Raw genomic sequence first — 23572 nt, 5'->3', positions numbered from 1 at the left:
TGCAAATGCATAACCACGGGTTCTCCGTAAGTTACGGCATGGTTACATTGAGGTGACAATTGCACATGGAGGCGGCTGATGGGTGTTTTCAGAAGCCTTGCGGCCGAGTCGGCGCTGATATCGCAGCGGCATTCGGTCAAGCCCGAGGCTGGTGTTCACAAAGTAAGTTAGTGATCGCCTACGAGCTTGACCAAATTCTGCTTTTATATTGAAGGAACGACGATGAACCAACCCGTGATGGAAGGGCTGCGCTTGAATGTGCCAGCTTATGTGAAACACCAGCGCCTGATTGGCTGGGTGGCCGAGATTGCCGCGCTGACGCAGGCCCGCGATGTGTACTGGTGTGACGGCAGCCAAGCCGAATACGACCGCTTATGCACCCAATTGGTGAGCGCAGGTACATTCAAGAAACTTAATCCGGCCAAGCGGGCCAACAGCTATCTGGCTTGCAGCGACCCCAGCGATGTGGCGCGCGTCGAAGACCGCACCTATATTTGCTCGGCCAAAAAGGAAGATGCCGGCCCGACCAATAACTGGATGGCTCCTGCCGAAATGCGCAGCCTTTTGCAAACCGGCGACAAGGCGCTGTTCAAGGGTTGTATGCGTGGCCGCACGCTCTATGTTGTGCCTTTCAGCATGGGGCCGCTGGGCTCGCCGATTGCGCATATTGGTGTTGAGTTGTCGGACAGCCCCTATGTAGCCGTCAATATGCGCACGATGACGCGCATGGGCCGCCCGGTGCTCGATGTGCTGGGTGCTGACGGTACTTTTGTGCCTTGTGTGCATACCGTGGCCGCTCCGCTGGAAGCCGGCCAGGCCGACGTGAAGTGGCCCTGTAACCAGACCAAGTACATCGTGCACTTCCCCGAGACGCGCGAAATCTGGTCCTATGGCTCCGGCTACGGCGGCAACGCCTTGCTGGGCAAAAAGTGTTTCGCCTTGCGCATCGCCTCGACCATGGGTCGTGACCAAGGCTGGCTGGCCGAGCATATGTTGATCTTGGGTGTCACTTCGCCCGAGGGCAAGAAATACCATTTCGCGGCGGCTTTCCCGAGCGCCTGCGGCAAGACCAACTTTTCGATGCTGATCCCGCCGGCGGCTTTCGAAGGCTGGAAGGTCACCACGATTGGTGACGACATCGCCTGGATCAAGCCCGCTGCTGATGGTCGCCTCTACGCGATCAACCCTGAAGCCGGCTATTTCGGCGTTGCGCCCGGCACCAACACGCTGACCAACTTCAACTGCATGGCCAGTTTGAACAAGGACGTGATCTTCACCAACGTTGCGCTGACCGATGACGGTGATGTCTGGTGGGAAGGCATGACCGACACGCCGCCGGCCCATCTGATCGACTGGCAGGGCAAGGACTGGACACCGGCCATTGCCAAGGAAACTGGGGCCAAAGCAGCGCATCCGAATGCGCGCTTTACTGTCTCGGCGATCAACAACCCGGCGCTGGACGCTGATTGGGACAACCCAGCCGGTGTGCCGATTGACGCTTTCATCTTCGGCGGCCGTCGCTCAACGACCGTGCCGCTGGTGACGGAGGCACGCGACTGGGTGGAAGGCGTCTACATGGCCGCCACCATGGGCTCGGAAACCACCGCTGCGGCAGCCGGCCAACAAGGCGTGGTGCGTCGCGATCCTTTTGCCATGCTGCCTTTCATGGGCTACAACATGAGCGACTATTTCCAGCATTGGCTGGACATGGGTGCCAAGCTGTCAGCCAGCGGCGCCAAGCTGCCCAAGATTTACTGCGTCAACTGGTTCCGCAAGGGCGCGGACGGCAAGTTTGTCTGGCCCGGCTATGGCGAGAATATGCGCGTCTTGAAGTGGATGCTGGACCGGGTCGAAGGCACCGGAGCAGGCGAGGAGCACGCCTTTGGCCTCACGCCGCGTTATCAAGACATCAACTGGAGCGGCCTGGATTTCACGCAAGAGCAGTTCAATATCACCACCCATATCGACAAGGCGGCCTGGGGTGTGGAGATGAAGCTGCACGAGGAGCTGTTTCAGCAGTTGGCCTATCACTTGCCGTCGGAACTGCCAGCGACCAAGCTGAAGATCGAAGCTCGTTTGAGCAAGGAGTAAGGCCTTGCGGGCCGGACCTTGCCGTAGCCGGCAAGCTCGGGCCCCAACTGATTGAGTGGCTTGAGATCGACAGCGAGTACCGACCAGCAAAAAGCCCGCTTGAAAAAGCGGGCTTTTTTTCGTCTCGATGTTTCAGCGGCGGCAGTTGGCGGCGCGCAACTCGGCGGCAAACGAAGGCATGCTGACTTCGTACTGCTGGGCCAAGGCCAGCAGTTCGCGTTCGGCACGCGCTTCAGCGGCCACGGCCAAGCGAGCTTTGACCGAAGTGATCACATTCATCCACAGGCGCGCGCCGATGGATGTGAACGAGCCGCCGTGGCGGATGTTGCGCGCTAGGGGGATACCGAAAGTTTGGCTTGCGACGCTCATGGCGAATTCCTGCTTGTATGTGTGTTTGGGGGCTTTTTGAGCCGATGCGGCATTATCGGGTAAACCCTAGGTGTCGACAAATGAATTGTTTGAATCGAAGATATAAAAAATCTGTATATCTAGGGGCGAATGGTGAACTTTCGCAATCTTGATCTGAACCTGCTGAAGGTGTTTGACGCGGTGATGGCGGAGCGCAGCCTGACCCGTGCGGCGGCTCGTCTGGCTATGACGCAACCGGCCGTCAGCCATGCCTTGAAGCGTTTGCGCGAGGCAATGGGCGAGGATTTGTTTGTGCGCCAAGCCTTTGGCATGAAGCCGACTTCGCGGGCAGAGGGCATGTGGCCCGAGGTGCAGCTGATTCTGCAGCGCCTGCAGGCGCTGTTCTCGCCAGGGGAGTTCCAACCCGAGACCGAGGCCTATACCTTTCGGATTGCGATGGCCGACGCGACCGCCGCCTTGTTGTTGCCGCCACTGATTGCGCAGCTCGAGGAAGCTCGCGCAGTGGCCAATGTGCATGTGCTGCCGCTGAGCACGCGCGACCCACGCGGCTTGCTCGACCAAGGCGAAGCCGACTTCGCGGTGGGCTATTTCCCCGGTGCGGTGGCGGCGTTGCGGGCGCAAGGCGGCCAGTCGGTCATCCGTCAGTACCGGCTTTACGACAGTGAATATGTCTGCGTGATGCGGCGCGGCCACCCTTTGGAGCACCAAGCCCTGGACTTAGATGCTTTTTGTGCAGCCCATCATTTGCTCGTCAGCTTTTCCGGCCGGCCGCATGGCTTTGTCGATGAAGCGCTGAACGCTATGAGCCGCAGTCGGCGCATTGTGCTGACGGTCAATCAATTCTTTACCGCCGGGCGGGTGGTCACCCGCTCGGACCTGTTGACGGTCTTGCCGGCCTCGTTTGTGGAGGCGACCGGTTACCAGGCGCAGCTGATCGAGCGCCCGCTGCCGGTGCCACTGGCCAAGGTGCATGTGGACATGCTTTGGCATCTGCGCAGCGAAAGCCGTAGCGCCCAGCAATGGATGCGTGAACGTCTGATTGAAGCTGCACGCCGTGCACAAGCGCGCCAAGACTAGCGTTGCAGCGCCAACTGAGGCGACAATTGCGGGATGAGCATTGACCTGACCGATTCCGAGTTCTTTGAACTCGACGAACTTCTCGCCACCACGCCCGCGCCGCTGCAAGCGTTGGATGCCTCCATGTTGGATGGCTATCTGTGCTGCGTGTTGGTGCAGCCGCGCTTGATTGAGGTGGACGAATGGTTGCCCAATATCTTCGACTATGACGGCGGCCTCTTGCCTGAAGATGTCGACCCGGTGTGGCTGGCGCGTGTGCGTGAATTGGTGGAGCGCCGGCATAACGCGCTGAATCGGCAGATGGTGGAGGACGGTTGGTTTGACCCGGTGGTTCTGGACCTTGAGGAGCCCACCGAGCCCGAAGCCATCCCCGAGGGCGAAGACGCCGAGGCGAAGCAGGCGCGTGAAACCTATGAAGGCATGAGCCTGATCTCGCGCACCTTGATGCCTTGGGTCGCGGGTTTCCAACACGCTGCGCTGTGCTTCCCCGAGTTGATGGATATGACCGACGATGCGGTGATGGCCTCGCTGGCGCGCCTATACCGCCATTTGCCGGCAGAAACCGACGAAGAGCGTGAAGTAGTGGCCACGCTGGATCGTGAGCATCCTCTGAAGGACATTGACGAGGCCGTCGAAGAATTGGTCGTCACCGTGGCCGATCTCTGCGATCTGACTCAAGCGCAGCGCTATCACGTCGAAACCCTGCGCCGCGAAGGCCCCAAGCTCGGCCGCAATGACCCTTGCCATTGCGGCTCGGGCCGCAAGTACAAGCAGTGCCACGGCGCCAATTAGCTCGTCGCGGCCGGGCGGCGTTCCAAGGCGAATGTTGTTCGCCACTGACTGAATAGCACTTTGCGTATCCAACTCCTGTCGGATCTCCATCTGGAGACCGAAGCCTTTGTGCCTGAACCTGCCCGAGGTGCCGAACTGCTGGTGCTGGCCGGTGACGTCGACAGCACTTGGCGCGGCTTGCAGCTGTTTCGGGACTGGCCGGTGCCGGTGCTGTTCGTGCCCGGCAATCATGAATACGACGGGCGTGATTTCGACGCAGCCCGGGCCGGGCTGCTCGCGCTATCTGATCAGCTTGGTTTCACCATGCTTGACGACGCCCGCTGCGTGCGGGCAGATGCCCAAGGGCGGCGTGTACGCTTTGTCGGCAGCACGCGCTGGAGCGACTTTGACGTGTTTGGCGAGAAGGAGCGCGCCCGGTCCATGCGTGCGGCCAGCTACTTTCAGCGTGTGATGGCAGCATCCCGCGACGGCACGCCTTTTGATGCGGAGGCGGTGAGAGCGCAAGCCCTGGTTTGCCGCGACTGGCTGACGCAAGAACTGGCCCTCGGCGATGCCTCGACCGACTGGGATGCTACGGTGGTGATCACTCACTTTGCGCCCAGCTTGCGCAGCGCCGATCCGCGCTATGGAAAGCAGCCGGGTACCGCCAGCTTTTGCAATGATGACGAGGCCTTGTTCACCCAGGCGCGCCTTTGGTTGCACGGCCATCTGCACTGTCAGAACGATTACGAAGTGACCCATGCCGAAGGCCGTACCCGGGTCATTTGCAATGCCCGCGGCCATCTGCGCAAAGGAGAGCCGGCGCGTTTTGATCCGCAGCTCTTGATTGATGTGTTTGCGGCCCCGCCTTGACCAGTATCAATTTGGCGCTACGGCCCTATGTCAAACTGTGTTGCACAGAGCAATCTCAGCAAAGGAGCGCATATGAAGATCCTGGTCGCCGTTGACGGCAGCACATACACCAAACGCATGCTGGCCTATTTGGCCGCACATGATGAGTGGTTGGGTGACGCCCATCAGTACACGGTGCTGCACGCCGTGCCGGCCGTACCCCCGCGAGCGGCTGCGGTGCTCGATAAAGATTTGCTGAAGAGCTATTACGCTGATGAAGGCGAAAAGGTCTTGAAGACCGTACGCAGCTTTTTCAGCAAGCAAGGAATTAAGGCCGATTACATCAACAAGGTCGGTTCGGCCGCTGATTTGATCGCGGCGAGCGCCGACAAGGGCAAATTTGATTTGCTCATTTTGGGCTCACATGGCCATGGCACGATCGCCAATCTGGTGATGGGCTCGGTCGCGACCAAGGTCATGGCCAACTGCAGCACGCCGGTGCTGCTGATTCGCTAAGCAGGCGAACAGGCTTGGCCTGTGCTCAAGCGCCGTGGCGCTTGGACAGCCAAGCCAGCGGCGACTCCAGCGCGGCGCGCGCGCGCTCCGACTCCAACTCGACCTCGGTGACGCTTGCACGGTAATCGTCACCGTCTTCGAGGCTGGCTTCCATGCCAAAAGCGGTACCCAGATCGGCGGGGTCCTGCTCCATCGAGGGCGCGGGGCTGCGGCGGAAGAAGCGCAATGCTGGTGCGAATCGCATATCAAACCTCGCTCTTGGGCTGTGTCAGGCGAAAGCGTCGCCTTGGCAATGAGTGTGCGTGATTCAAGGGCCTGCTGAATCCCCGATTTGGAGGGTCTTCAGACCGCAGTTGTTAAAAAGATACGGCCTGCAATCTAGGAACTTGCCCGCCCCCGCAGACTGGGGGGTGAATTAAGGGAATAACCTCATATCCTACTTTGGTAGGCTGGTGTCCTGGTTTCTACTTGGTTATGCTGCGGCTCCCTCGACGCCTAATTCGTCACGGAGTTTTCACGCATGAATGCATTGGTTTGGAAATGGCTCACCGCCAGCATTGTTGGCTTGTTGGTGTGCAGCGCAATTTGGCTGGCGGGGTCGGTGAAGTCGCAACCCAGCGCTTTGTCCCATCGGTTTGCGTCGGTCGGCGGCTCTCAGGAAATCGCCAACGGCGCTGTCGGGCGAGTGCCACTGCCGGTCGCTTACGCAGCGTCGGCGGCTTTGCTTGGCGGCGTGGCATTGCGCTGACTGGCGCGACGCCTCACGCAAACGCTTTTTCTTGCAAGGCTAGACCAAAGCTGTTTTCGCGCCCAGCGCAAGGGCTTGGCCAATTTGGTCAAGCAAGGCCACCCGAGTCGGGGCCGCCACCAGGTCAGAGAGTAATTTCCACTGGTGCCAATAGAGCGTGACTTCAACGCTCAGATCGGGCCGTAGCGCCACCAAGTCACCACTGGCGATCAAGGGCCTGGCTTGCAACTCCGGCGCCACGCCAACCCCCCAGCCCATGCACACCGCCCGCACATAGGCGTCGCTCGACGGCACATAGCGCTCCTGCAGCCGCGGTGCCCTGAGCCCAAAGGCCTTGGCCACCCACTGCACCTGGCAATCGTCCTTGCGATTGACGACCAAGAAGGGCGTGTTGGCGAAATTGCTGGCCGTGAGTCCATCCGGCAAATGCGTGCGCATAAAGGCCGGGCTGGCCACCGCCACATAGCGCATCACGCCCAAGGGCTGGACCAAGCAGCCACGCAGCGCCTGGCGCACCGTGCTGATGCAGCCCAAAACCTCGCCTTGGCGCAGCCAGTCATGGGTGAAGTCTTGGTCGTCTACCACCAACTCCAGGCCGAAGCCTTGTTTCAAGCCCGCCTGCACGACCGAGTCCAGCGCCGGCAAGACCCAGGTCGCCAGACTGTCTGCATTGACGGCGATGGCGATGCGCTCGTTCGGCGCCACTTGCCCGCCCAACTCGCGCGCCACGTCGGTGCGCAAGGCCTGCAATTGGCGTGCGAAGCGCAGCAAGACCTTGCCGGGCTCGGTCAGGCGCAGCGGCCGCGAGCGCACCACCAATAACTGCCCCACTTGCGACTCCAAGCTGCGTAGCCGTTGCGAGACCGCACTTTGGGTGATGCTGAGGCGCTGGGCGGCGCGCTCGAAGCTGCGCTCGTCGGCCAAGGCGGCTAGGCAATCAAGGGCGGCGGAGTCAAGGTCTTTCATAAGTATTGCTAATGTATCCAGAGAAATAGTAATTTCTCTTCTGGTTTTACCGGAGCCTGCCGACAATCCGCGCTCGATCGGTGAATGAGCGAAACAATCAATACGCGAATGGCCTGCAGCGCGGGCGCGTCTTGGCCGATATCCGTTTTGGACTTGAACTTATACCGGCCCGCCTCGGGTTCGCTGGAGTGTCTATGAAAGTCGTCGTTTTGGGAGCCGGCATCATCGGCATCAGCACCGCCTGGTATCTGCTCGAGCAGGGCCACGAGGTCACGGTGGTGGACCGCCAAGCCGATGCGGCGCTGGAAACCAGTTTCGCCAATGGCGCACAGATCTCAGTCAGTTTTTGCGAGCCCTGGGCGAATGCCGGCGCGCCGTTCAAGGTCGCCAAATGGCTGTTGCGCGATGATTCACCGCTGCTGTTCCGCCCCAGCCTAGACCCCAAGCAATGGATTTGGGGCCTGAGCTTCTTGACCCAATGCACGACGGCCGCTTTCGAGCGCAATGTCGAACAACTGGTGCAGCTGGGCCGCTACAGCCATGAGTCGCTGAAGACCTTGGTGGCGCAGACCGGCATCGAATACGAACGGCTGGAGCGCGGCATCCTGCATTTCTTCTCCTCACAGGCCGATTTTGAAAACGGCGCTGCCGGCGCCGAGATCATGCGCCGCCACGGCGTTGACCGCCGCGTACTGAACCGCGCGGAGGTCCTGAAGATCGAGCCGGCGCTGGCCACATTCGGCAACAACATCCACGGCGGCACCTTCACGCCCAGCGACGAGTCGGGCGATGCCTGCGTGTTCACGCAAAAGCTGGCGCGCTTATGCGCCGAGCGCGGCGCGACCTTCTTGTATGAGCACGACATCCTGGCGCTGTCGCGCAGCGGTGCGCAGATCGACGCGGTGCAAATCGCCAGCGTCCGCAGCGGCAAGAAGAGCGAGCTGAAGGCCGACGCTTTTGTCGCCGCGATGGGTTCCTACACGCCGGCGCTGGTGCGCCCGCTCGGTGAGTTCCTCAATATCTATCCAGCCAAGGGCTACTCGGCCACCATGAAGCTCAAGAAGCCCGAGCAAGCCAGCGTCGTCAGCCTGCTGGACGACACCCGCAAGATCGCCATTTCGCGCCTGGGCGACAGCATCCGTATCGCCGGCACCGCAGAGCTTTGCGGCTTTGACTCCGACCTGGCCCGTCCGACATCGCGCACCCGCTGCGAAGCCTTGGTCAAGCGCTATGAAGAGCTGTTCCCCGGCGTCGCCGATCTGAGCGAGACCAATTACTGGACCGGCCTGCGCCCGAGCACGCCCACCAATATCCCCTACATCGGTCGCAGCAAGAAGGCCAGCAATCTGTGGATCAACGCCGGCCATGGCACCTTGGGCTGGACCCATGGCGCCGGCTCCGGCCATGCGATGGCCGAGTTGATGGCCGGGCGCCGCCCGCCGCTGGACTTCGGCTTCTACGGTTCGGTAGTCCGATAGACGGATAGCCAGATAGCCCGGTAAGCCGACAGGGACGCAGGCAAGCGAAATCGGGCGTGGGCCGTACAATTCGCGCCCCTTCCGTTGTCCCTGCCCATGCCTGCATCGCTTTCCAGCCCCTCCAAGTCAAGTTTCTGCGCGATTGACTTTGGCACCTCCAACTCCGCCATCGCCATCCCCCGTCTGGACGGCAGCGGCGCCATGCGCCTGGTGGAACTGGAAGCCGGTCAGACGACGATGCCGACGGCGGTGTTCTATTACGTAGACGGCAAGCATGATGCCGACGGCCCGCCGCGCGCCTTTGGCCGTGCCGCCGTGGCGGCTTATGTCGAAGGAGCCGATGGCCGCCTGATGCGCTCGATGAAGAGCATCCTCGGCAGCGGCCTGATTGACCAGACCACCGATGTCGGCGGCGGGCGCGGCGTCAAATACTCGGACATCTTGTCCGGCTACCTGAAGCGCTTGCGCAATTCGGCCCTGGCCGCCGGCGCACCGGCTCCGTTGAACAAGCTGGTCTTGGGCCGGCCGGTGTTTTTTGTCGACGGCGAGCCCAAGCGCGACGCGCAGGCGCAGGCCTCGCTGGAAGCGGCCGCCCATGCGGTCGGCTTCGACGACGTGCATTTCCAGTTCGAGCCGATCGCGGCGGCGTTCGACTTTGAGCAGCACAGCGAGCGCGAGCAAATCGTGCTGGTCGCCGACATCGGCGGAGGCACCTCGGACTTTTCCGTCGTGCGCGTCGGCCCCGAGCGCATGAAGCGCGTCGATCGCCGCGATGACATCCTCGCCAATCACGGCGTGCACATCGCCGGCACCGACTTTGACCGCCATGTCGAGCTCGCCAGCGTGCTGCGCGAATTCGGCTACCGCTCCTATGGCCCCGAGCGCCCCGGCGCGCCGGCACGCGAGGTGCCCAGCGGCGTCTATTTCGACCTCGCCACCTGGCATCTGATCAACACCGTCTACAGCCCAGGCCGCGTCGCCGAGCTGCGCAATATGCGCAGCTTCTATGGCAACGTCCAGCATCACCAGCGCCTGATGACGGTAGTCGAGGATCATCTGGGCCATGAACTCGCCGGCCGCGCCGAAGCGGCCAAGATCGCCGTTGCCAATGGCGGTGACACGGTCATAGACCTGGGCGTGGTCGAGAACGGTTTGCAGATCGAGTTGTCGGAAGCCGCTGCGGTGGCCGCCATCGGCCCCGATATCGAGCGCATCGCCCAAGCCGGCCGTGAGGCCGTCGCGCAGGCGGGCTTGGCTCCTGACCAGATCGATGCGCTTTACTTCACCGGCGGCTCCACCGGCCTGCGCTTATTGGCCGAGCGCATCGCCGCCGATTACCCGGCCGCTGCGTTGGCGCGCGGTGACCGCTTTGCGTCGGTGGCGACGGGCCTGGGCTTGCACGCAGCGCGGATATTCCAAAACGCGTAGCCGCGCCGCGCGCTGCGGCCGGGTTTGGCGTGTGATGCTCACGATTCTCGTTGTTTGGCCCCCTGACCCAGGGGGGTGGAAATCGAAACATCGTTCCGAAAGTCGGCAGAATGCTAGGGAAGCCAACCAATCCAACTTCCCTCATGAAAAAACCTGCATTCGCCCTCTTGAGTCTTGTCGCCGCTTACGCCGGTGCCGCCCCAGCGTTGACTGCACAAGAAGTGCTGACTCAGTTCAATTTGGTCACTCTGGGCAATGTGGCCTCGGCATCTCATGTCGACGGCCGTAGCTTCATCGGCGGCAGCGTAGTCGGCGGCGAATTTGCTGGCCATCCGAACGATATCAAGCCCTCCAGCTACGCCGGCCTGACCGTCAAGGGTTCAGCCGAGAACATCAAGGTCAATAGCAACGGCGTGGTGGTCGAAGGCAGCCTCAAATTCAGCACGGTCAATGGCGGCACCACGGCCGTGTTGGCCGGCGCCAGCGGTAACAACTTCAATGGCCCTGCCTATATTGTTGGCGCGGCGTCTGGCAACAATTACAACGGCGGCCTGCTGAGTCAAGCGCCAAGCACCGTGGCCGCTGCGAGCAGCACCCAGTTTGGCAGCGTGATCGGCGGCTTGTCCACCTCGCTGAGCCAATTGGCCAGCACCGGCAGCTCGGTAAGCTTCAATGGCAACAAGGCCACCTTCAGCGCCGTGGCCAATAGCAAGGGCCTGGCGGTGTTCAATTTGAGCGCCATCGACACCCAGGTGTTTTCAAAAGGCGAGTTCGAATTCAACTGGAATGGCGCCAGCACGGTGATCTTCAATGTGGACGAAACCACCTTGTCCTTTGCCAGCAATTTCCTCGGCGGCAGCGCCTTCAGCGCCGGCACCAAGGCGATCTGGAATTTCTACAAGGCCACCGATCTGACCATCAGCAATCAGTTCGGCGGCGTGGTCTTGGCTCCGTTGGCCAAGTTGACCAACAACCAGAACATTGAAGGCACGGTGCTGGTCAAGCAATTGGACCAGCGCGGCGAAATCCATAGCGCCAACTTCGGCGGCAATATCTCGGCCGTGCCGGAGCCGCAGACCTTTGCTTTGCTGCTGGCCGGTTTAGGCTTCTTTGCTTGCGTGGGAACGCGCCGTCGAGTTTGAGCCTGAGCTACAAACTCAGCACTCATCATCAAGTGCTGGGCGGTCCGATAGCGGGAGCAATCGGTTTACGTGTTGCTCCCGGTTCAAGGGCTCAGTAACGCCCTCGCGGCGGCGGGCCGCGCCTGGCCGGCGGCTTCTGGCTCGCCATCGGCCTGGCCTGCGGGCGCGACACGTCGGCCAGCATCAAGCAGGCGCTGACCAGGCTTTCGACCGCTTCTTCCAGGTCTTTGGCCGGCTCCAGCGATTCGATTTCTTCCAACAAGTCGTCGGCGTCTTCGAGGTCTTCCGGGTCAATGTGGCGGAAGATCGCGGCCAGCGGCTCCAGCAGGTCGGCGGCGTCTTCGCGCATCAGCTCAGGGAAATGCTCGCAGGCGAGCGAAAAGCCGGCCACCCAAGGGAACAAGGCGTCCGAGGGGTTGCCGTCCACATCGCCGCCAAGCTCATCGTCATCGTGTCCGTCTTCGTGCTCGGCTTCGAACTGCGCCGCGCTTTCTTCGCCTGCTTCGTCTTCCTCCAGCTCAAACACCCAAGGGTCAAACCATTGCCGCTGCGTGATGGCCTGATTCAACTCCTGGTAGCGGCGCTTGACCAGGCTCATCAGTGCATGGCTGTCAAAGCCGGCCGGGGGGCTGCGGCCCTCTTCGCTGTCCAGTACATGGCGCGACCATTGAAACGCGGGCACGGCCTTGGGCTGCAGCAGCACGCCGACCAAGTAACCATCCAGCATGCTGACATCCAGCGGCTCCAGCGGCGCGGGGACTTGGTCGAGCAGCGCTTGCAGGCGGTCCAACTCGGCTTCGCTCAAGGGGCGTATCGCGGCAGGGGCGCTGGGCTGAGCGGCGGGCTTGTTGGTGGAAGCACCGCTAGGCCGGGTGCCGGGCCGGGCCGGCGCGTAGGATGGCTTGGCAGCGCCGCTGCGAGGTGCAGCACTACTGCTACCGCTGCGTGAATGGGCCGGACGCGATGCCGGTGGACGTGGGGGCGTGGGCTTGCTCATGGGGCTATTGTCCCGCCGAATCGGTTGGTTCGGCTGATTCGGCCGAATTGGCCAATGCTGCTGATCAGGCCGATCAAGCCTTGGCTCAAGCTCTATCCCACTCTTTGGGGATGGTGGACTTGGCCGTGAAGCCTTACATTGAACCCAAGCGAGTCACGTAACCAATGCCTTGCAACCGTCCCAACGACGCCCTCTTGCTTGAGGGCTTTAGCGCCCACCCGGCTTTGCTCGGTGGGCGTTTTTTTTAGGCCTTGGGCAAGAAACCTTTGGCGAAGGATTTGCGCAAATGCTCGAGCAAGAGCTTGAGCGGCCGGGGGACTTGATTGTTCCAGGGGTAGACGGCATAGACGCTGTCGCCAAAGAAGCCGACCGGCCGCCATTGCGGCAGCACCTCAAGTAGCGCACCACTACGCAGCGCGGGCGCGGCGCTGAAGTCGGGCAGCAGGGCCAGACCCAGATCATCAAGTGCCGCGTCGCGCAGGATCTCGCTATTGCTGGCGCGCAGCGGGCCTTGCACGGGGATGCGCAGGCGCTGCGGCTCTTTGCCGCTGGCTTGTTCAAACAACCAGACCGCCGGGCCGGGGCGCAGATAGGGCAGGCAGGCATGCTCGGCCAAGTCGTCCGGATGGCCGGGCTCGCCTCGCGCCTGCAGATAGTCCGGGCTGGCCACCAAGATGGCCCGCGAGGCGCAGAGCTTGACGGCGACATGGCTGTCCGGCGGCGCGCTGCAATGTCGGATGGCCAGATCAAAGCCCTCTTGCGCCAGTGGTACCAGCCGGTCGGATAAATCCAGTTCAATGCGAATTTGCGGGTACAGCTTGAAGAAGGCGCTCAAGCAAGGCGCCACATGCTGACGGCCCAGCGCCACCGGCGCGGTGACGCGCAAGAGACCGCGTGCTTGGCCGACGGCGTCGCGCGACGCACTTAAGGCTCGGGTGATTTGGGTAAAACTGGCCTCGGTGGCATCGACCAGGTCCTGGCCGGCTTGCGACAGGCGCACCGAGCGGGTGGTGCGCGACACCAGGCTCTGCCCCATCGCACGCTCCAGCTCGCTGATGCGCTGGCTGACCGCCGCTTTGGACAGGCCAAGGCGCTGCGCCGCCTTGGTGAAGCTGCCGAGCTGGGCGATCACGCTCAAGGCGTGCAGCTGGCCCCACAAGACGTCGTGGCGCAGTTCGCTGGGATTTGCTTTGTTCATTGTTCAGATTATCGAACAATCAAATCGCCGAAACTGGATTGGCAAGCTCGCCCATGCTGCCTAGACTGCTTCATCCCAAGGAGCAGCAAATGACCACGCCTTACACCAGTACCCAAGACCTGACTCACTTCATCAACGGCCGCTTGATGGCCGCGACGTCCGGCCGCCGCCAGGCGGTCTACAACCCGACCACCGGCGCGGTGGCGCGCCAGGTGCAGCTGGCCAGCCAGGACGACGTCAATGCGGTCGTGGCCGCAGCCCAAGCCGCCTTTCCGGCCTGGGCCGACGCGCCGCCGCTGCGCCGCGCAAGGGTGATGTTCAAGTTTCTGGAGCTGGTCAATGCGCACAAGGAGCAGTTCGCCGCGATGCTGACCGCCGAGCATGGCAAGGTTTTTACCGACGCCTTGGGCGAAGTGGCGCGCGGTATCGACATCATCGAGTTCGCCTGCGGCGCGCCGCAGCTATTGAAGGGCGACTTCACCGAGCAGGTCTCGACCGGCATGGACAACTGGACACTGCGCCAGCCGCTCGGCGTTGTCGCCGGCATCACGCCCTTCAACTTCCCTTTCATGGTGCCGATGTGGATGGCGCCGCTGGCCATCATCACCGGCAATGCCTTCATCCTGAAGCCGAGCGAACGTGACCCTTCGCCCAGCTTGTTGATTGCCGAACTGTTCAAACAGGCCGGTCTGCCGGACGGCATCTTCAATGTGCTGCAGGGTGACAAGGTCGCGGTTGATGGGCTCTTGAACCACCCCGATGTGAAGGCCTTGAGCTTTGTCGGCTCGACGCCAATCGCGCAATACATCTACGCGACCGGCGCTGCGAACGGCAAGCGCGTGCAGGCGCTGGGCGGGGCCAAGAACCATATGGTGGTGATGCCGGATGCCGACATCGAGCAGACGGTCGACGCGCTGATCGGCGCGGCTTATGGTTCGGCCGGTGAGCGTTGCATGGCGATCTCGGTGGCGGTGCTGGTTGGCGATGTGGCGGACAAGATAGTCCCTAAGCTGGCCGAGCGCGCCCGCACTTTGAAGATCAAGAACGGCATGGAACTCGACGCCGAGATGGGCCCCATCGTCACGCGCGAGGCGCGCGACCGCATCGAGGGCTATATCGGCATCGGCGTGGAAGAGGGTGCCAGTCTCTTGGTCGATGGCCGTGGCCACAAAGTGACGGGTTACGAGAACGGCTTCTTTACCGGCGGCACCTTGTTCGATCACGTCACGCCGGCCATGCGCATCTACAAGGAAGAAATCTTCGGCCCGGTCTTGGCCTGCGTGCGCGTGGCCGACTTTGCCGCCGCTGTGCAATTGGTCAACGACCATGAGTACGGCAATGGTGTGGCCTGCTACACCAGCGACGGCAATGTCGCGCGCGAGTTCGCGAGGCGCGTGCAGGTCGGCATGGTCGGCATCAATGTGCCTATCCCTGTGCCCATGGCCTGGCATGGTTTTGGCGGCTGGAAGAAGAGCTTGTTTGGCGATATGCATGCCTATGGCGAAGAAGGCGTGCGTTTCTACACCAAGCAAAAAAGCATCATGCAGCGCTGGCCCGCCAGCGTGGCCAAGGGCGCCGAGTTTGTGATGCCGACGAGCAGCTAAGCCTTTGCTTCACGGCCTACTTGGTCGCCGCATCCCAATGCTCGGCGATCAAGCCGTTTTCGATGCGGAACATATCAAACCAGGTGCTGGTGTACTTCTTGCCCGGCTCTTTGGGGTCGGAAAGTTCCTGCACAAAGGCCATCACCACCTTGTCGCCTTCGGCCACGATGCTCACCAGTGGCGCTTTGACGCGCGCCTCGATAGCGCTGGGTTTGACGAATTTGGAGAACAGGGTGACAAAGCCGGCGCGGCCGGTGGGCACTTTTGGGTTGTGCTGGATGTAGTCTTCGGCCAGGTATTTGTCGGCCAACTCCATATGCCCGCCTTCGAAGACCTCGCGCCAGAAGTCGTAGACCAGGCGCTTATTGGCTGCGGCTTTTGCGTCGCTGCTGGCCAGCAGGCGAGCGTGATCGGCCTCGGCCGTCACCGGGACCTGGGCGAACGCCGGCACGGCCGCAGCCAAGGCGATGGCGAGCGCAGTTGCTCGAAAAAGGCCAAGAGATTCACAGCGAACGAGTGACATTGAATATTCCTTTTGAAGACATGCAGACAGGGCTGCCGAGTTGGAGCTCTGGGCGGACGCGATCTTAGGCAGAGCCGGCACAAGCCCCAAGCCGGATGTGATGGATGACTTGTAGGCGGCTTTGACCGGGCGGATCTTTCGCCTGAACCGCAGCTGCGATGCAGAGCGCGGCCTTAAAGCTAGGGGAAGGCAAGAGTCCAACAGTTTTTGAGCTGAATCAGCCACCCTCATTCGCGGGCTCAGCACTTGCGCCCGGATCGGCTACGCTTGCGCCCTGGTCAAGTGCGAAGGAAGACAGGTATGCAGGAGCTCCGTCCCGAGGAGGTCAGTGGCGAGCAAATCGTTGAGTGGCTGGCGAGCGCGCGCGCGCAAAAGCAGCTCAATCTGGAGTTGGGTTTGAAGCTGGCCACGCAGGCCTGGATGGCGGCCGGGCAGCGCGGCTATAGCGCAGAGCATTTGGAGGCCGGCATGCTGCGGGCCTTCTTCCTGTTTCGGCGCGGTGAAATGGTGGCAATGTTGAGCGCCGGCCAGGCGCTGCTGCCGGGTTTTCGTGAACAGGGCAGTGGCACCGCCTTGTGTGAACTGCTGCGCTGGATGGCCTTCGCGGCGGCCGATTTGGGCGAGTTCGAGGCGGCGCTGGGCTATGTCAATGAGAGCTTGGCGCGCGCCCGGCAACTGGACAACAAAGCCTTGATCGCGATCGCGCTGAACGCTGTCGGCGCCTGCCTTGAGCGCATGGGCGACCCTTGGCAGGCCGAGCGGCTGATGCATGAAGCATCGTCCCTGCTGGGCAGCGCGGCCAGCGATTTTGAATTGATGATCTCGCACAACAATCTGGCTACCGTGGCGCTCGGCATGTTTCATCTGCTGCGCCACAGCAGCCACGCCGACCATCAGCGCCAGGCTGCCGATGCGCTGCAGCGGGCGCGCCACCATGCCGCGCTGGTGCGCCCTCATGCGCTGGTGCTGGGCGATGCGTTTTTGCTGGCGCTGAGCGAGAGCAATGCGGGCGAAGTGCTGCTGCATCAAGGCGAGCTGGACGAAGCACAGCGCGTCCTGCAAGCGGCCCTTGCCGTGATCAGGGAGCACCACTTCACAGCCTTGGACCGGCGCGCGCGCTGCTCCTTGGCCGAGCTTGATTTATTGCGCGGGCATGCAGCCGAAGCCGCGCTGGCCCTGGATGATTTATTGGCTGAGGCGACGGGGCTGACCCAGCAGGCCGTTTGGCAGCGGCTGCAGCATGCCGCATACCGGGCGCACAAGGCGCTGGGCGATAGCGCCCGGGCGCTCGCGCATCTGGAGCTCTATCAGGCCGGCGAGCGCAATCGCACGGTCGCGCAGCTGACGGCTCAAGCACGCTTTGTGGTCAGCCGGATCGAGGCCGAGCGGGCCTTGGCCGGCGAGGGACCGGGCGCCGACAGCGCAGCGCTCGACGAGGAAGCCGGTTTGCGCTGCCCCTTGACCGGTCTGGGTACGCGGCGCTGCATGGAGCTGCGCTTACCGGGCCTGATGCACGCGGCAGAGCAGCGCGGCGCGGCACTCACCCTGGCCTTGGTGGACATCGACCGACTCGGCTCCATCACCGCCCACCATGGCGAGGGCGTGGCTCAAAACATCCTGCAGGTTTTGGCGCAGATGCTGCGTGACAACACGCGCGGCAGTGATTTGCTCTTGCGCTTGGACGCCGAGCAAATCTTGATGGTCTTGCCCGACACCAGCGCCGACCGCGCCTTTGAGGTCTGCGAGCGCCTGCGCCAAACGGTCGAACAGCACCCTTGGGCGCGGCTGGCCGAGGGGCTGGACGTGACGCTCAGCATAGGCCTGGCCAACGCACCGCCCTATGCGACCGATCTGCTCTTGAGCCGGGCCGAAAGCGCGATGTATCGGGCCAAGCACCTGGGCCGAAACCGGGTGGCGCTGGCCTAAGAGGCTGAGAACTTTTTACTGCGCAACCGCCATGCGTCGTTGGTCGGATGTTGGCTCCGACATCACATTTGCTTCGCAAATATGAGTCTCGCCGCAACTTCGTTGTCGAAATCCTCACGTACAGGGAGTACGTTCCGGTTTCTGTGCTCCGCCCGCCTAGCCTGACGGCCGCTCGCTACAAAAGTTCTCAGCCTTTGAACTAACTAAGCTTCCTGAACCAAATTGCGCCCCTGCGCCTTGGCGCGATACATGCCCTTGTCGGCGCGCCGCAGCACCGCGTCGGCGCTGACATCTTCGGGCAGCGCCTCGGCCACGCCGAAGCTGGCGGTCAGGGGCCAGGTTTTGCCTTGCCACTCAAAACTGCTGGCCTCCATGTTGTGACGCATGCGCTCGGCCACCAGCGCAGCGCCGGCCAGATCGGTCAGCGGAAGCAGCACACAGAATTCCTCGCCGCCGAGGCGACCGAGCCGGTCCACATCGCGCACGCAAGGGCTGAGCACCTGCACCGCTCGCAGCAGGGCCGCATCGCCCGCGGCGTGGCCCAGGTTATCGTTGAGCTGCTTGAAGTGGTCCATGTCAATCATCACCAGTGCATAGGGCTTGCCGCGCTGCAAGCGCAGGTGCTCGTCATCAATGGCCTCGCTGAGCGCGCGCCGGTTCAAGACAGCGGTCAGCGGGTCCAAGCGGGTCAGGCGCTGGATGTCCAGCACCACGCGCGCCAACACCAGCAGCGCCATGGTGGCGTTGATCAACAGGCCCAGGCCCAGCATGGCCCAGCCCCAAGCGAGCTGAAATTCGCTGTTCTGCAGCAGATCAAAAGCCACCGTCGGGCGGATCAGCGAATTCACCAGCGGCAGCAGCAAGAGCAGCGCAATCACAAACAAGGGCGCCGCCAGCTGACTGGCCAAACGCAGTGACAGGCGAGCCCGCAACTGCCGCCAGGCATCAACAGCGGCCAGCAAGGTCAGGGCCAGGCCGCTGCCGAAGACGATGCGGGTCTGCCAGCGCATATCGCCCTCGTAAGGCAGCCAGGCCAGCGCCAGAGCCGCAGGCAACAAGAGGCCCAGGGCGCTGGGCCATGCCAGCGCAGGGTTCGAAGCCTGATCACGCCCATCGCTCAAGGCCGGCATCACCAGGCGCAAGCTGGCCAGGGTGGCAAGCGCCAACACATCCGCGCCCCAGAACGCCAGCCACGCCGAGGCCTGGCCCCGCAACGATAGACAAGCCAGCGCAGCCGCCAACAAGCCATTGGCCAGCGCTAAGCCGAGTGACACTCGTGGCGCCACCCGCGCCGCCATGGCCAGCAAGAGCCAGGCCACGCAGGCGACGAAGTACAGCAGCATGGTTGCCGCCAGCAGCGTCAGGGGATCGGTGCCCAGGCCTGCGCTCATGCTGGTGTCACCATGCGGCCCAGCATCATGTCGGGGTCGGCCACGCAGATGCGGTCACGCCCGGCGGACTTGGCGCGGTAAACCAGCCAGTCGGCCATCGCCAAGGTGCTGTCGCCCTGAGGGTCGCCGGGCTGGCAGGCGACCACGCCAAAACTCGCCGTCAAGGGCACCGAAGCGCCTTGCCACAGCAAGCCTTGCTGGCGCAAGGCTTCGCAGATCCGCTGCGCCACGCGGCTGGCATCTTGCTGGGACGTATGCGGTAGCAGCAGGCAGAACTCTTCGCCGCCGAGTCGGCCCAGGCGGTCCAGCTCGCGCATATTGGCCTGCAGCACCGCCACCAGATGCAGCAGCGCCGCGTCGCCGGCCGCATGCCCCAGCCGGTCATTGATGCGCTTGAAATGGTCAACATCCAGCATCACCAAGCTGTGCTGATGGCCACGCTCTACCTGTGCCTGCAAGGTCTGCAGCTCGGCGCCGAAGGCGCGCCGGTTCAGCGCATCGGTCAAGGGGTCGCGCAGCGTCATGTAATGAATGCGCGCAATCAAGCGCATCACAACAATGCTGACCAGCCCTAAGGCAATCATCAGCGTCATCAGCAGGTAGAGCCAGGCCAGCGTGGCGCGGTCGGCATTGCCTTGCATGAAGAAGCCCTCGGCCCCCGCCAACCACCAAAGGCTGGCGGTGCGCGCCAGCAAGAGCAGTCCGGTCAAGCTGAAAGGCAGCGCCAGCAGGGCGGTCAGCCAAGCCGCTTGCAGCGCCCGCCCGCCGCTCCAGATATCGCGCGCGCACAGGAGCGAGAGCAGGGCCGTGGCCAAGACCAGCGCTGGCAAGTTGGGCCCGGCCCCTGCGCCGCTCAGCATCAACAAGGCAGCTGCGCCGGTGATGACGGCCACATCGCCCCAGTGCTGGCGCAAGCGCATCAAACGGCGCACGCCCAAACTCATCAGGGCAAAGCCGGCCAGACTGCAAAAAGACTGCGGCCAGATCCCGAAAGCGCTGGGCCACCAGCTCTGGCATTGCAGGCACAGCAGGCTGGGTATGAACAAGAAATAGGCGGCGCTCAAGAGCCGGCTGGCCGCCGGCGCGATCCGGAACGAGCGCACCATCACCAGCCAAACAAGGGCCATGAAGCCGTTGACTACGGCAGTTACGAGCGAGAGCGTGTTGGCGTCAAATGGGGGCATGGGTGTGGGCATGCGGGCGCGCGCATAGAGCGCGCAAGATCTGACCCCCATGATCGCCCAGCGCCGAGGCAGACACAAGCGCAGTCTTCACAACAGTGATTCTGTGTCAGCGTCGTTCCACGACCAGGGCGTTCATATTCAGCGCATGCTTGACGCGCTCGGCCGCTTGGCGGGCATCGTCGCGCGAGCTGAACGGGCCGGCTTGCAGGCGGTGCAAGCCGCCGTCTTTGAACACCGCCAGCAGCGGCGCCATCCAGTCCAGCTCCACAAGCAGCTTTTGGCGGAACTGTTCGGCGCCATCGAGCTTGGCGTAAGCACCCATCTGCACCCAAAAGCCCGGCGCGGCATGCCGCGGCGACGTGACCACCGGGACCGTGGGCGCCTGGGTCTTGATGCTGTCGGGCTGCGGCGCGCCGACCGGCTGGGCCGCTGCGAACACCGGCGCGTCGCCCAGTGGGGCGAGCTCATCGCCGCTGCCGCGCCGCCAGGCGCCGGTGCGAATGTCCTCAAATGTGATGCGCTCCACCTCGACCGGCGTGACGCCGCGCAAGATGTCCAGCTTCAGCGCGGCGGTGTAGCTCAGGTCGATGATGCGGGTTGAATGAAACGGCCCGCGGTCATTGATGCGCACCAGCACTTCGCGCCCATTGGAAGGGTTGCGCACGCGGGCATAACTCGGAATCGGCATGGTCGGGTGCGCTGCCGTCATCGCGTACATATTGTAAATTTCGCCGCTGCTGGTTGAGCGGCCATGGAACTTCTTGCCGTACCAGGAGGCCAGACCGCGCTCGCTCAAGGGCTTGTCCTCGGTGATCGGCTCATAGCGCTGGCCCAACACCTCATAAGGCTTGTTGGGCCCGCCTTTGCGTATGGGTTCGAGCTGAGGCAAGGCATTGGGCACTTGCTGCAGATTGGGCGGGATGACGGCCTCGGGGCCGTCTTTGTCGCTGTTGGCGGGGGTGAGTGGCGAGCGGCTGGCGCAGCCGCCCAAGCCGAAGGCGGCGGCGACCAGCAGTGGCATCAAACCTTGGCAAACCGAGTCTTGGCAAAAGCGCAGAATTCTTGACATGGGCGCTACCCTAAACCATTTCGGCGTGCCGACCAAGCAGCGCGAACAGTCGTATGCTGCGCGAACCTTCTTTTTCAGCAAGTGAATATGAGCGACTACATCTTCACCCCGCCGGTTCAGCCCAGCGTGGCCGTGCGCGGCAGCAGCGCCCGTTATGCCGTCTCGCGCATCTTCTGCGTGGGCCGCAACTATGCCGCTCATGCCCGCGAGATGGGCTCGGACCCGGACCGCGAGCCGCCGTTCTACTTCAGCAAGCCGGCCTGCGCCTTGGTGCCGTCCGGCAGCGCGGTGGCCTACCCGCCCGCGACCAAGAATTACCACTACGAGATGGAGCTGGTGGTAGCTTTGGGCGCGCCGGTGTTCAAGGTGACGCCCGAGGTGGCCCGCGCGGCGGTCTGGGGCTATGCCGCCGGCCTGGACATGACGCGGCGCGACCTGCAAGCCGAGGCAAAAGCGAATGGTCGGCCCTGGGACACCGCCAAGGGCTTTGATCAGTCCGCCATCATCACCGAGCTGGTGCGGGCCAGCGAGACCGGGCCCATGGGCGCCGGTGCCATAACGCTGTCCGTCAACGGTGTAGAAAAGCAGCGTGGTGACTTGTCCGACATGATCTGGAACGTGGCCGAAATCGTTGCCAATCTGTCTCAGCTCTACCATCTGCAGCCCGGCGACTTGATCTACACCGGCACGCCCGAAGGCGTCGGGCCGGTCTTGCCCGGCGATGTGATCACCGGCCAGATTGCCGGCCTGCCCGACATCCGTTTGACCATCAGCGCGCGCGACTAAATTCCTGCCTATCCATGTTTGATCACAACGAAACCCTTTCCGAGGCGCGCCAGCGCAATATCCGCGATGCTCTGTTGGAGGACATCGGCCTGTGTGACTGGACCGCGCAGCTGGTGCCGGCCGGGCGCCGCGTCAAGGCCCATGTGCGGGTGCGCGAGCAGGCCGTGCTGTGCGGACGCGATTGGTTCGAGGGCGTGTTCGCGGCGCTTGATGCCTCCAGCCGGATTGAATGGTTGTACGACGAAGGCGCCTTGATGAACGCCGACACCGTGGTCTGCCGCATCGAGGCCGACGGCCGGCTGCTGCTCTCGGCCGAGCGGCCGGCGCTGAACTTTTTGCAGCTCTTGTCGGGCACCGCGACGCTGACCCGCGCGCATGTCCAGGCCATTGCCGGCGCCAGCACGAACCCGCGTGGCTGCCTGGTGCTGGACACGCGCAAAACCCTACCGGGCCTGCGCTTGGCGCAGAAGTACGCGGTGCGCACGGGCGGCGGCGCCAATCAGCGGCTGGCGCTGTATGACGGCATTCTGATCAAGGAAAACCATATTGCCGCCGCCGGCGGCGTCAGCGCGGCGCTGAAGGCCGCCCAGGCTTTGAATGCGGGGGTGAGCATCCAGGTCGAAGTGGAGTCGCTGGCCGAGTTGCAGGAGGCGCTGGACGGCGGCGCGCTCAGTGTGCTGCTGGATGAATTCAGCGAGCCCATGATGCGCGAGGCGGTCGCCTTGAGCGCGGGCCGTGCGCTGCTGGAGGTGTCGGGCGGCGTGGTACTCGATCAGCTGCGCTGGATCGCCGCCACCGGCGTCGATCGCATCTCGATCGGCCGCCTGACCAAGGATGTGCGGGCGGTCGACTACTCGATGCGCGTCGATGGGCCGCTGTAAGGGCCGCGGTAACAGCCCTTTCTGAGCATTACTTCCCGGCGCTTGGCGTGCGCGGCAGGCGTGGCGCCTTGATGCTGGGGCGGCCGGCGGCGGTCGGGTAGGCGTTCATCACGCGGTCCAGATCAACCGTGTTCAGGTAAGAGGCGTATTGCTGCTCGGTGCAGTCCAGGCTTTGGCCGGCCACATGCTCGCCCTTGTACTGACCTTTGTGATACACAAAGGTGTATTCGGCAGTTGCCGAAGCTTGCGCTTGATCGGCCTGCGCGTAGTTGGCGCTGTACTTGTTGGCGCATTCGGCGCGCAGCGCCTTGCCGGCGGCCGATTCGTTGGCGGCGGGGCTGGCGGCTTGAGCGACGCCGGCCAGCAGGCTCAGGCTGGACAGGACGATGGCGGTGATATTGCGCTTCATGGGATTCAACCTTTGTGGTGGAGTGGCACCCCAGGTGCCTGAAAACTATGTTGCCAGCTTAAGGCCAGCGGCCTTGACGCGCCACCCTTGCCCGAGGGGGTGGGTTGGCCCGGGTTTGAGCAAAAAATCACGAAAACAGGCGTTTAAGCAGACGCTACGGCAGAGG

Annotated in this window: 23 protein-coding genes; 13 read left to right on the top strand and 10 right to left on the bottom strand. The window is 63.0% G+C overall.

The genetic code is table 11. From position 1 onward, the window contains the following. Positions 1–222 precede the first annotated feature (222 nt). Positions 223–2091 carry a phosphoenolpyruvate carboxykinase (GTP) gene (locus tag LNV08_RS05370; protein WP_263532641.1) on the top strand — a complete coding sequence of 623 codons (1869 nt, stop codon included), beginning with the start codon at positions 223–225 and terminating at the stop codon, positions 2089–2091. A gap of 132 nt (positions 2092–2223) precedes the next feature. Here LNV08_RS05370 and LNV08_RS05365 read toward each other — a convergent pair whose 3' ends face one another. Further along, positions 2224–2460: a hypothetical protein gene (locus tag LNV08_RS05365; protein ID WP_263532640.1), complete on the bottom strand. Its 237-nt coding sequence runs from the start codon at positions 2458–2460 to the stop codon at positions 2224–2226. 129 nt (positions 2461–2589) lie between these two features. On the opposite strand from LNV08_RS05365, the gene LNV08_RS05360 reads away from it, so the two are divergent. The 4 genes from LNV08_RS05360 (at position 2590) to LNV08_RS05345 (ending at position 5676) form a co-directional block, all read left to right on the top strand. Further along, the gene (locus LNV08_RS05360) at positions 2590–3537 is read left to right on the top strand and encodes a LysR family transcriptional regulator (RefSeq protein ID WP_414858683.1); all 948 of its coding nucleotides are present in this window, start codon (positions 2590–2592) and stop codon (positions 3535–3537) included. Positions 3538–3570: 33 nt separating this feature from the next. After that, positions 3571–4329, top strand: a complete 759-nt coding sequence (locus tag LNV08_RS05355; protein ID WP_263532638.1) for a UPF0149 family protein — start codon at positions 3571–3573, stop codon at positions 4327–4329. 60 nt (positions 4330–4389) lie between these two features. Beyond that, a complete protein-coding gene (locus LNV08_RS05350; protein WP_263532637.1) occupies positions 4390–5181 on the top strand; it encodes a metallophosphoesterase in 792 nt (263 codons plus the stop codon). Between the two features lie 72 nt (positions 5182–5253). Further along, the gene (locus tag LNV08_RS05345) at positions 5254–5676 is read left to right on the top strand and encodes a universal stress protein (RefSeq protein ID WP_263532636.1); all 423 of its coding nucleotides are present in this window, start codon (positions 5254–5256) and stop codon (positions 5674–5676) included. A 25-nt stretch (positions 5677–5701) separates the two neighbouring features. Here the strand turns inward: LNV08_RS05345 and LNV08_RS05340 are convergent, their stop codons facing one another. Next, positions 5702–5920: a hypothetical protein gene (locus tag LNV08_RS05340; RefSeq protein WP_263532635.1), complete on the bottom strand. Its 219-nt coding sequence runs from the start codon at positions 5918–5920 to the stop codon at positions 5702–5704. 276 nt (positions 5921–6196) lie between these two features. On the opposite strand from LNV08_RS05340, the gene LNV08_RS05335 reads away from it, so the two are divergent. Continuing rightward, a complete protein-coding gene (locus LNV08_RS05335) occupies positions 6197–6424 on the top strand; it encodes a hypothetical protein (protein ID WP_263532634.1) in 228 nt (75 codons plus the stop codon). A 39-nt stretch (positions 6425–6463) separates the two neighbouring features. Here LNV08_RS05335 and LNV08_RS05330 read toward each other — a convergent pair whose 3' ends face one another. Continuing rightward, positions 6464–7390, bottom strand: a complete 927-nt coding sequence (locus LNV08_RS05330) for a LysR family transcriptional regulator ArgP (RefSeq protein WP_263532633.1) — start codon at positions 7388–7390, stop codon at positions 6464–6466. Between the two features lie 194 nt (positions 7391–7584). Between LNV08_RS05330 and LNV08_RS05325 the strand changes: the two genes are divergently transcribed. From LNV08_RS05325 to LNV08_RS05315, 3 genes are all read left to right on the top strand, one after another. Then, the gene (locus LNV08_RS05325) at positions 7585–8868 is read left to right on the top strand and encodes a D-amino acid dehydrogenase (protein ID WP_263532632.1); all 1284 of its coding nucleotides are present in this window, start codon (positions 7585–7587) and stop codon (positions 8866–8868) included. Positions 8869–8964: 96 nt separating this feature from the next. Further along, positions 8965–10296, top strand: coding sequence for an Hsp70 family protein (locus LNV08_RS05320; RefSeq protein ID WP_263532631.1), 1332 nt, complete (start codon positions 8965–8967; stop codon positions 10294–10296). Between the two features lie 143 nt (positions 10297–10439). Beyond that, positions 10440–11438: a choice-of-anchor A family protein gene (locus LNV08_RS05315; protein WP_263532630.1), complete on the top strand. Its 999-nt coding sequence runs from the start codon at positions 10440–10442 to the stop codon at positions 11436–11438. 91 nt (positions 11439–11529) lie between these two features. Here the strand turns inward: LNV08_RS05315 and LNV08_RS05310 are convergent, their stop codons facing one another. Next, entirely contained in the window at positions 11530–12435 is a 906-nt protein-coding gene (locus tag LNV08_RS05310) for a YecA family protein (RefSeq protein ID WP_263532629.1), read from the bottom strand. A gap of 244 nt (positions 12436–12679) precedes the next feature. Further along, positions 12680–13633, bottom strand: a complete 954-nt coding sequence (locus tag LNV08_RS05305) for a LysR substrate-binding domain-containing protein (protein ID WP_263532628.1) — start codon at positions 13631–13633, stop codon at positions 12680–12682. An 89-nt stretch (positions 13634–13722) separates the two neighbouring features. Here LNV08_RS05305 and LNV08_RS05300 point away from each other — a divergent pair, with 89 nt between their 5' ends. Next, positions 13723–15237 carry a CoA-acylating methylmalonate-semialdehyde dehydrogenase gene (locus LNV08_RS05300; RefSeq protein WP_263532627.1) on the top strand — a complete coding sequence of 505 codons (1515 nt, stop codon included), beginning with the start codon at positions 13723–13725 and terminating at the stop codon, positions 15235–15237. A 16-nt stretch (positions 15238–15253) separates the two neighbouring features. On the opposite strand, the gene LNV08_RS05295 is transcribed toward LNV08_RS05300, so the two are convergent. After that, on the bottom strand, positions 15254–15760 hold the full coding sequence (locus LNV08_RS05295) for an ester cyclase (RefSeq protein WP_263532626.1): 507 nt from the start codon (positions 15758–15760) through the stop codon (positions 15254–15256). A 300-nt stretch (positions 15761–16060) separates the two neighbouring features. Between LNV08_RS05295 and LNV08_RS05290 the strand changes: the two genes are divergently transcribed. After that, positions 16061–17686: a diguanylate cyclase domain-containing protein gene (locus tag LNV08_RS05290; protein ID WP_263532625.1), complete on the top strand. Its 1626-nt coding sequence runs from the start codon at positions 16061–16063 to the stop codon at positions 17684–17686. 203 nt (positions 17687–17889) lie between these two features. Here LNV08_RS05290 and LNV08_RS05285 read toward each other — a convergent pair whose 3' ends face one another. The 3 genes from LNV08_RS05285 to LNV08_RS05275 form a co-directional block, all read right to left on the bottom strand. Then, positions 17890–19077 carry a GGDEF domain-containing protein gene (locus LNV08_RS05285; protein ID WP_263532624.1) on the bottom strand — a complete coding sequence of 396 codons (1188 nt, stop codon included), beginning with the start codon at positions 19075–19077 and terminating at the stop codon, positions 17890–17892. Beyond that, positions 19074–20261, bottom strand: a complete 1188-nt coding sequence (locus LNV08_RS05280; RefSeq protein ID WP_263532623.1) for a GGDEF domain-containing protein — start codon at positions 20259–20261, stop codon at positions 19074–19076. The genes LNV08_RS05285 and LNV08_RS05280 overlap by 4 nt, the downstream gene beginning before the upstream one ends. 106 nt (positions 20262–20367) lie before the next feature. Next, on the bottom strand, positions 20368–21330 hold the full coding sequence (locus LNV08_RS05275) for a septal ring lytic transglycosylase RlpA family protein (RefSeq protein WP_263532622.1): 963 nt from the start codon (positions 21328–21330) through the stop codon (positions 20368–20370). A gap of 87 nt (positions 21331–21417) precedes the next feature. On the opposite strand from LNV08_RS05275, the gene LNV08_RS05270 reads away from it, so the two are divergent. Both LNV08_RS05270 and nadC read left to right on the top strand, forming a co-directional pair. Then, complete coding sequence (locus LNV08_RS05270; RefSeq protein WP_263532621.1) at positions 21418–22116, top strand: fumarylacetoacetate hydrolase family protein; 699 nt, start codon at positions 21418–21420, stop codon at positions 22114–22116. Positions 22117–22130: 14 nt separating this feature from the next. Beyond that, positions 22131–22997, top strand: coding sequence for a carboxylating nicotinate-nucleotide diphosphorylase (gene nadC, locus LNV08_RS05265; RefSeq protein WP_263532620.1), 867 nt, complete (start codon positions 22131–22133; stop codon positions 22995–22997). A 28-nt stretch (positions 22998–23025) separates the two neighbouring features. On the opposite strand, the gene LNV08_RS05260 is transcribed toward nadC, so the two are convergent. Then, entirely contained in the window at positions 23026–23406 is a 381-nt protein-coding gene (locus LNV08_RS05260; protein WP_263532619.1) for a hypothetical protein, read from the bottom strand. Between the last annotated feature and the right edge of the window lie 166 nt (positions 23407–23572).

The sequence above is a fragment of the Paucibacter sp. TC2R-5 genome, from assembly GCF_025717605.1.
Lineage (GTDB): Bacteria > Pseudomonadota > Gammaproteobacteria > Burkholderiales > Burkholderiaceae_C > Paucibacter_A > Paucibacter_A albus.
This window is presented reverse-complemented; position numbering and strand designations above follow the sequence as displayed.

Coding starts and splice junctions, on each gene's coding strand:
- LNV08_RS05355 (WP_263532638.1), top strand. CDS start 3,571: ATGAGCATTGACCTGACCGATTCCGAGTTCTTTGAACTCGACGAACTT.
- LNV08_RS05335 (WP_263532634.1), top strand. CDS start 6,197: ATGAATGCATTGGTTTGGAAATGGCTCACCGCCAGCATTGTTGGCTTG.
- nadC (WP_263532620.1), top strand. CDS start 22,131: ATGTTTGATCACAACGAAACCCTTTCCGAGGCGCGCCAGCGCAATATC.
- LNV08_RS05270 (WP_263532621.1), top strand. CDS start 21,418: ATGAGCGACTACATCTTCACCCCGCCGGTTCAGCCCAGCGTGGCCGTG.
- LNV08_RS05365 (WP_263532640.1), bottom strand. CDS start 2,460: ATGAGCGTCGCAAGCCAAACTTTCGGTATCCCCCTAGCGCGCAACATC.
- LNV08_RS05345 (WP_263532636.1), top strand. CDS start 5,254: ATGAAGATCCTGGTCGCCGTTGACGGCAGCACATACACCAAACGCATG.
- LNV08_RS05305 (WP_263532628.1), bottom strand. CDS start 13,633: ATGAACAAAGCAAATCCCAGCGAACTGCGCCACGACGTCTTGTGGGGC.
- LNV08_RS05300 (WP_263532627.1), top strand. CDS start 13,723: ATGACCACGCCTTACACCAGTACCCAAGACCTGACTCACTTCATCAAC.
- LNV08_RS05275 (WP_263532622.1), bottom strand. CDS start 21,330: ATGTCAAGAATTCTGCGCTTTTGCCAAGACTCGGTTTGCCAAGGTTTG.
- LNV08_RS05315 (WP_263532630.1), top strand. CDS start 10,440: ATGAAAAAACCTGCATTCGCCCTCTTGAGTCTTGTCGCCGCTTACGCC.
- LNV08_RS05370 (WP_263532641.1), top strand. CDS start 223: ATGAACCAACCCGTGATGGAAGGGCTGCGCTTGAATGTGCCAGCTTAT.
- LNV08_RS05340 (WP_263532635.1), bottom strand. CDS start 5,920: ATGCGATTCGCACCAGCATTGCGCTTCTTCCGCCGCAGCCCCGCGCCC.
- LNV08_RS05360 (WP_414858683.1), top strand. CDS start 2,590: ATGGTGAACTTTCGCAATCTTGATCTGAACCTGCTGAAGGTGTTTGAC.
- LNV08_RS05260 (WP_263532619.1), bottom strand. CDS start 23,406: ATGAAGCGCAATATCACCGCCATCGTCCTGTCCAGCCTGAGCCTGCTG.
- LNV08_RS05295 (WP_263532626.1), bottom strand. CDS start 15,760: ATGTCACTCGTTCGCTGTGAATCTCTTGGCCTTTTTCGAGCAACTGCG.
- LNV08_RS05320 (WP_263532631.1), top strand. CDS start 8,965: ATGCCTGCATCGCTTTCCAGCCCCTCCAAGTCAAGTTTCTGCGCGATT.
- LNV08_RS05285 (WP_263532624.1), bottom strand. CDS start 19,077: ATGAGCGCAGGCCTGGGCACCGATCCCCTGACGCTGCTGGCGGCAACC.
- LNV08_RS05330 (WP_263532633.1), bottom strand. CDS start 7,390: ATGAAAGACCTTGACTCCGCCGCCCTTGATTGCCTAGCCGCCTTGGCC.
- LNV08_RS05325 (WP_263532632.1), top strand. CDS start 7,585: ATGAAAGTCGTCGTTTTGGGAGCCGGCATCATCGGCATCAGCACCGCC.
- LNV08_RS05280 (WP_263532623.1), bottom strand. CDS start 20,261: ATGCCCCCATTTGACGCCAACACGCTCTCGCTCGTAACTGCCGTAGTC.
- LNV08_RS05290 (WP_263532625.1), top strand. CDS start 16,061: ATGCAGGAGCTCCGTCCCGAGGAGGTCAGTGGCGAGCAAATCGTTGAG.
- LNV08_RS05310 (WP_263532629.1), bottom strand. CDS start 12,435: ATGAGCAAGCCCACGCCCCCACGTCCACCGGCATCGCGTCCGGCCCAT.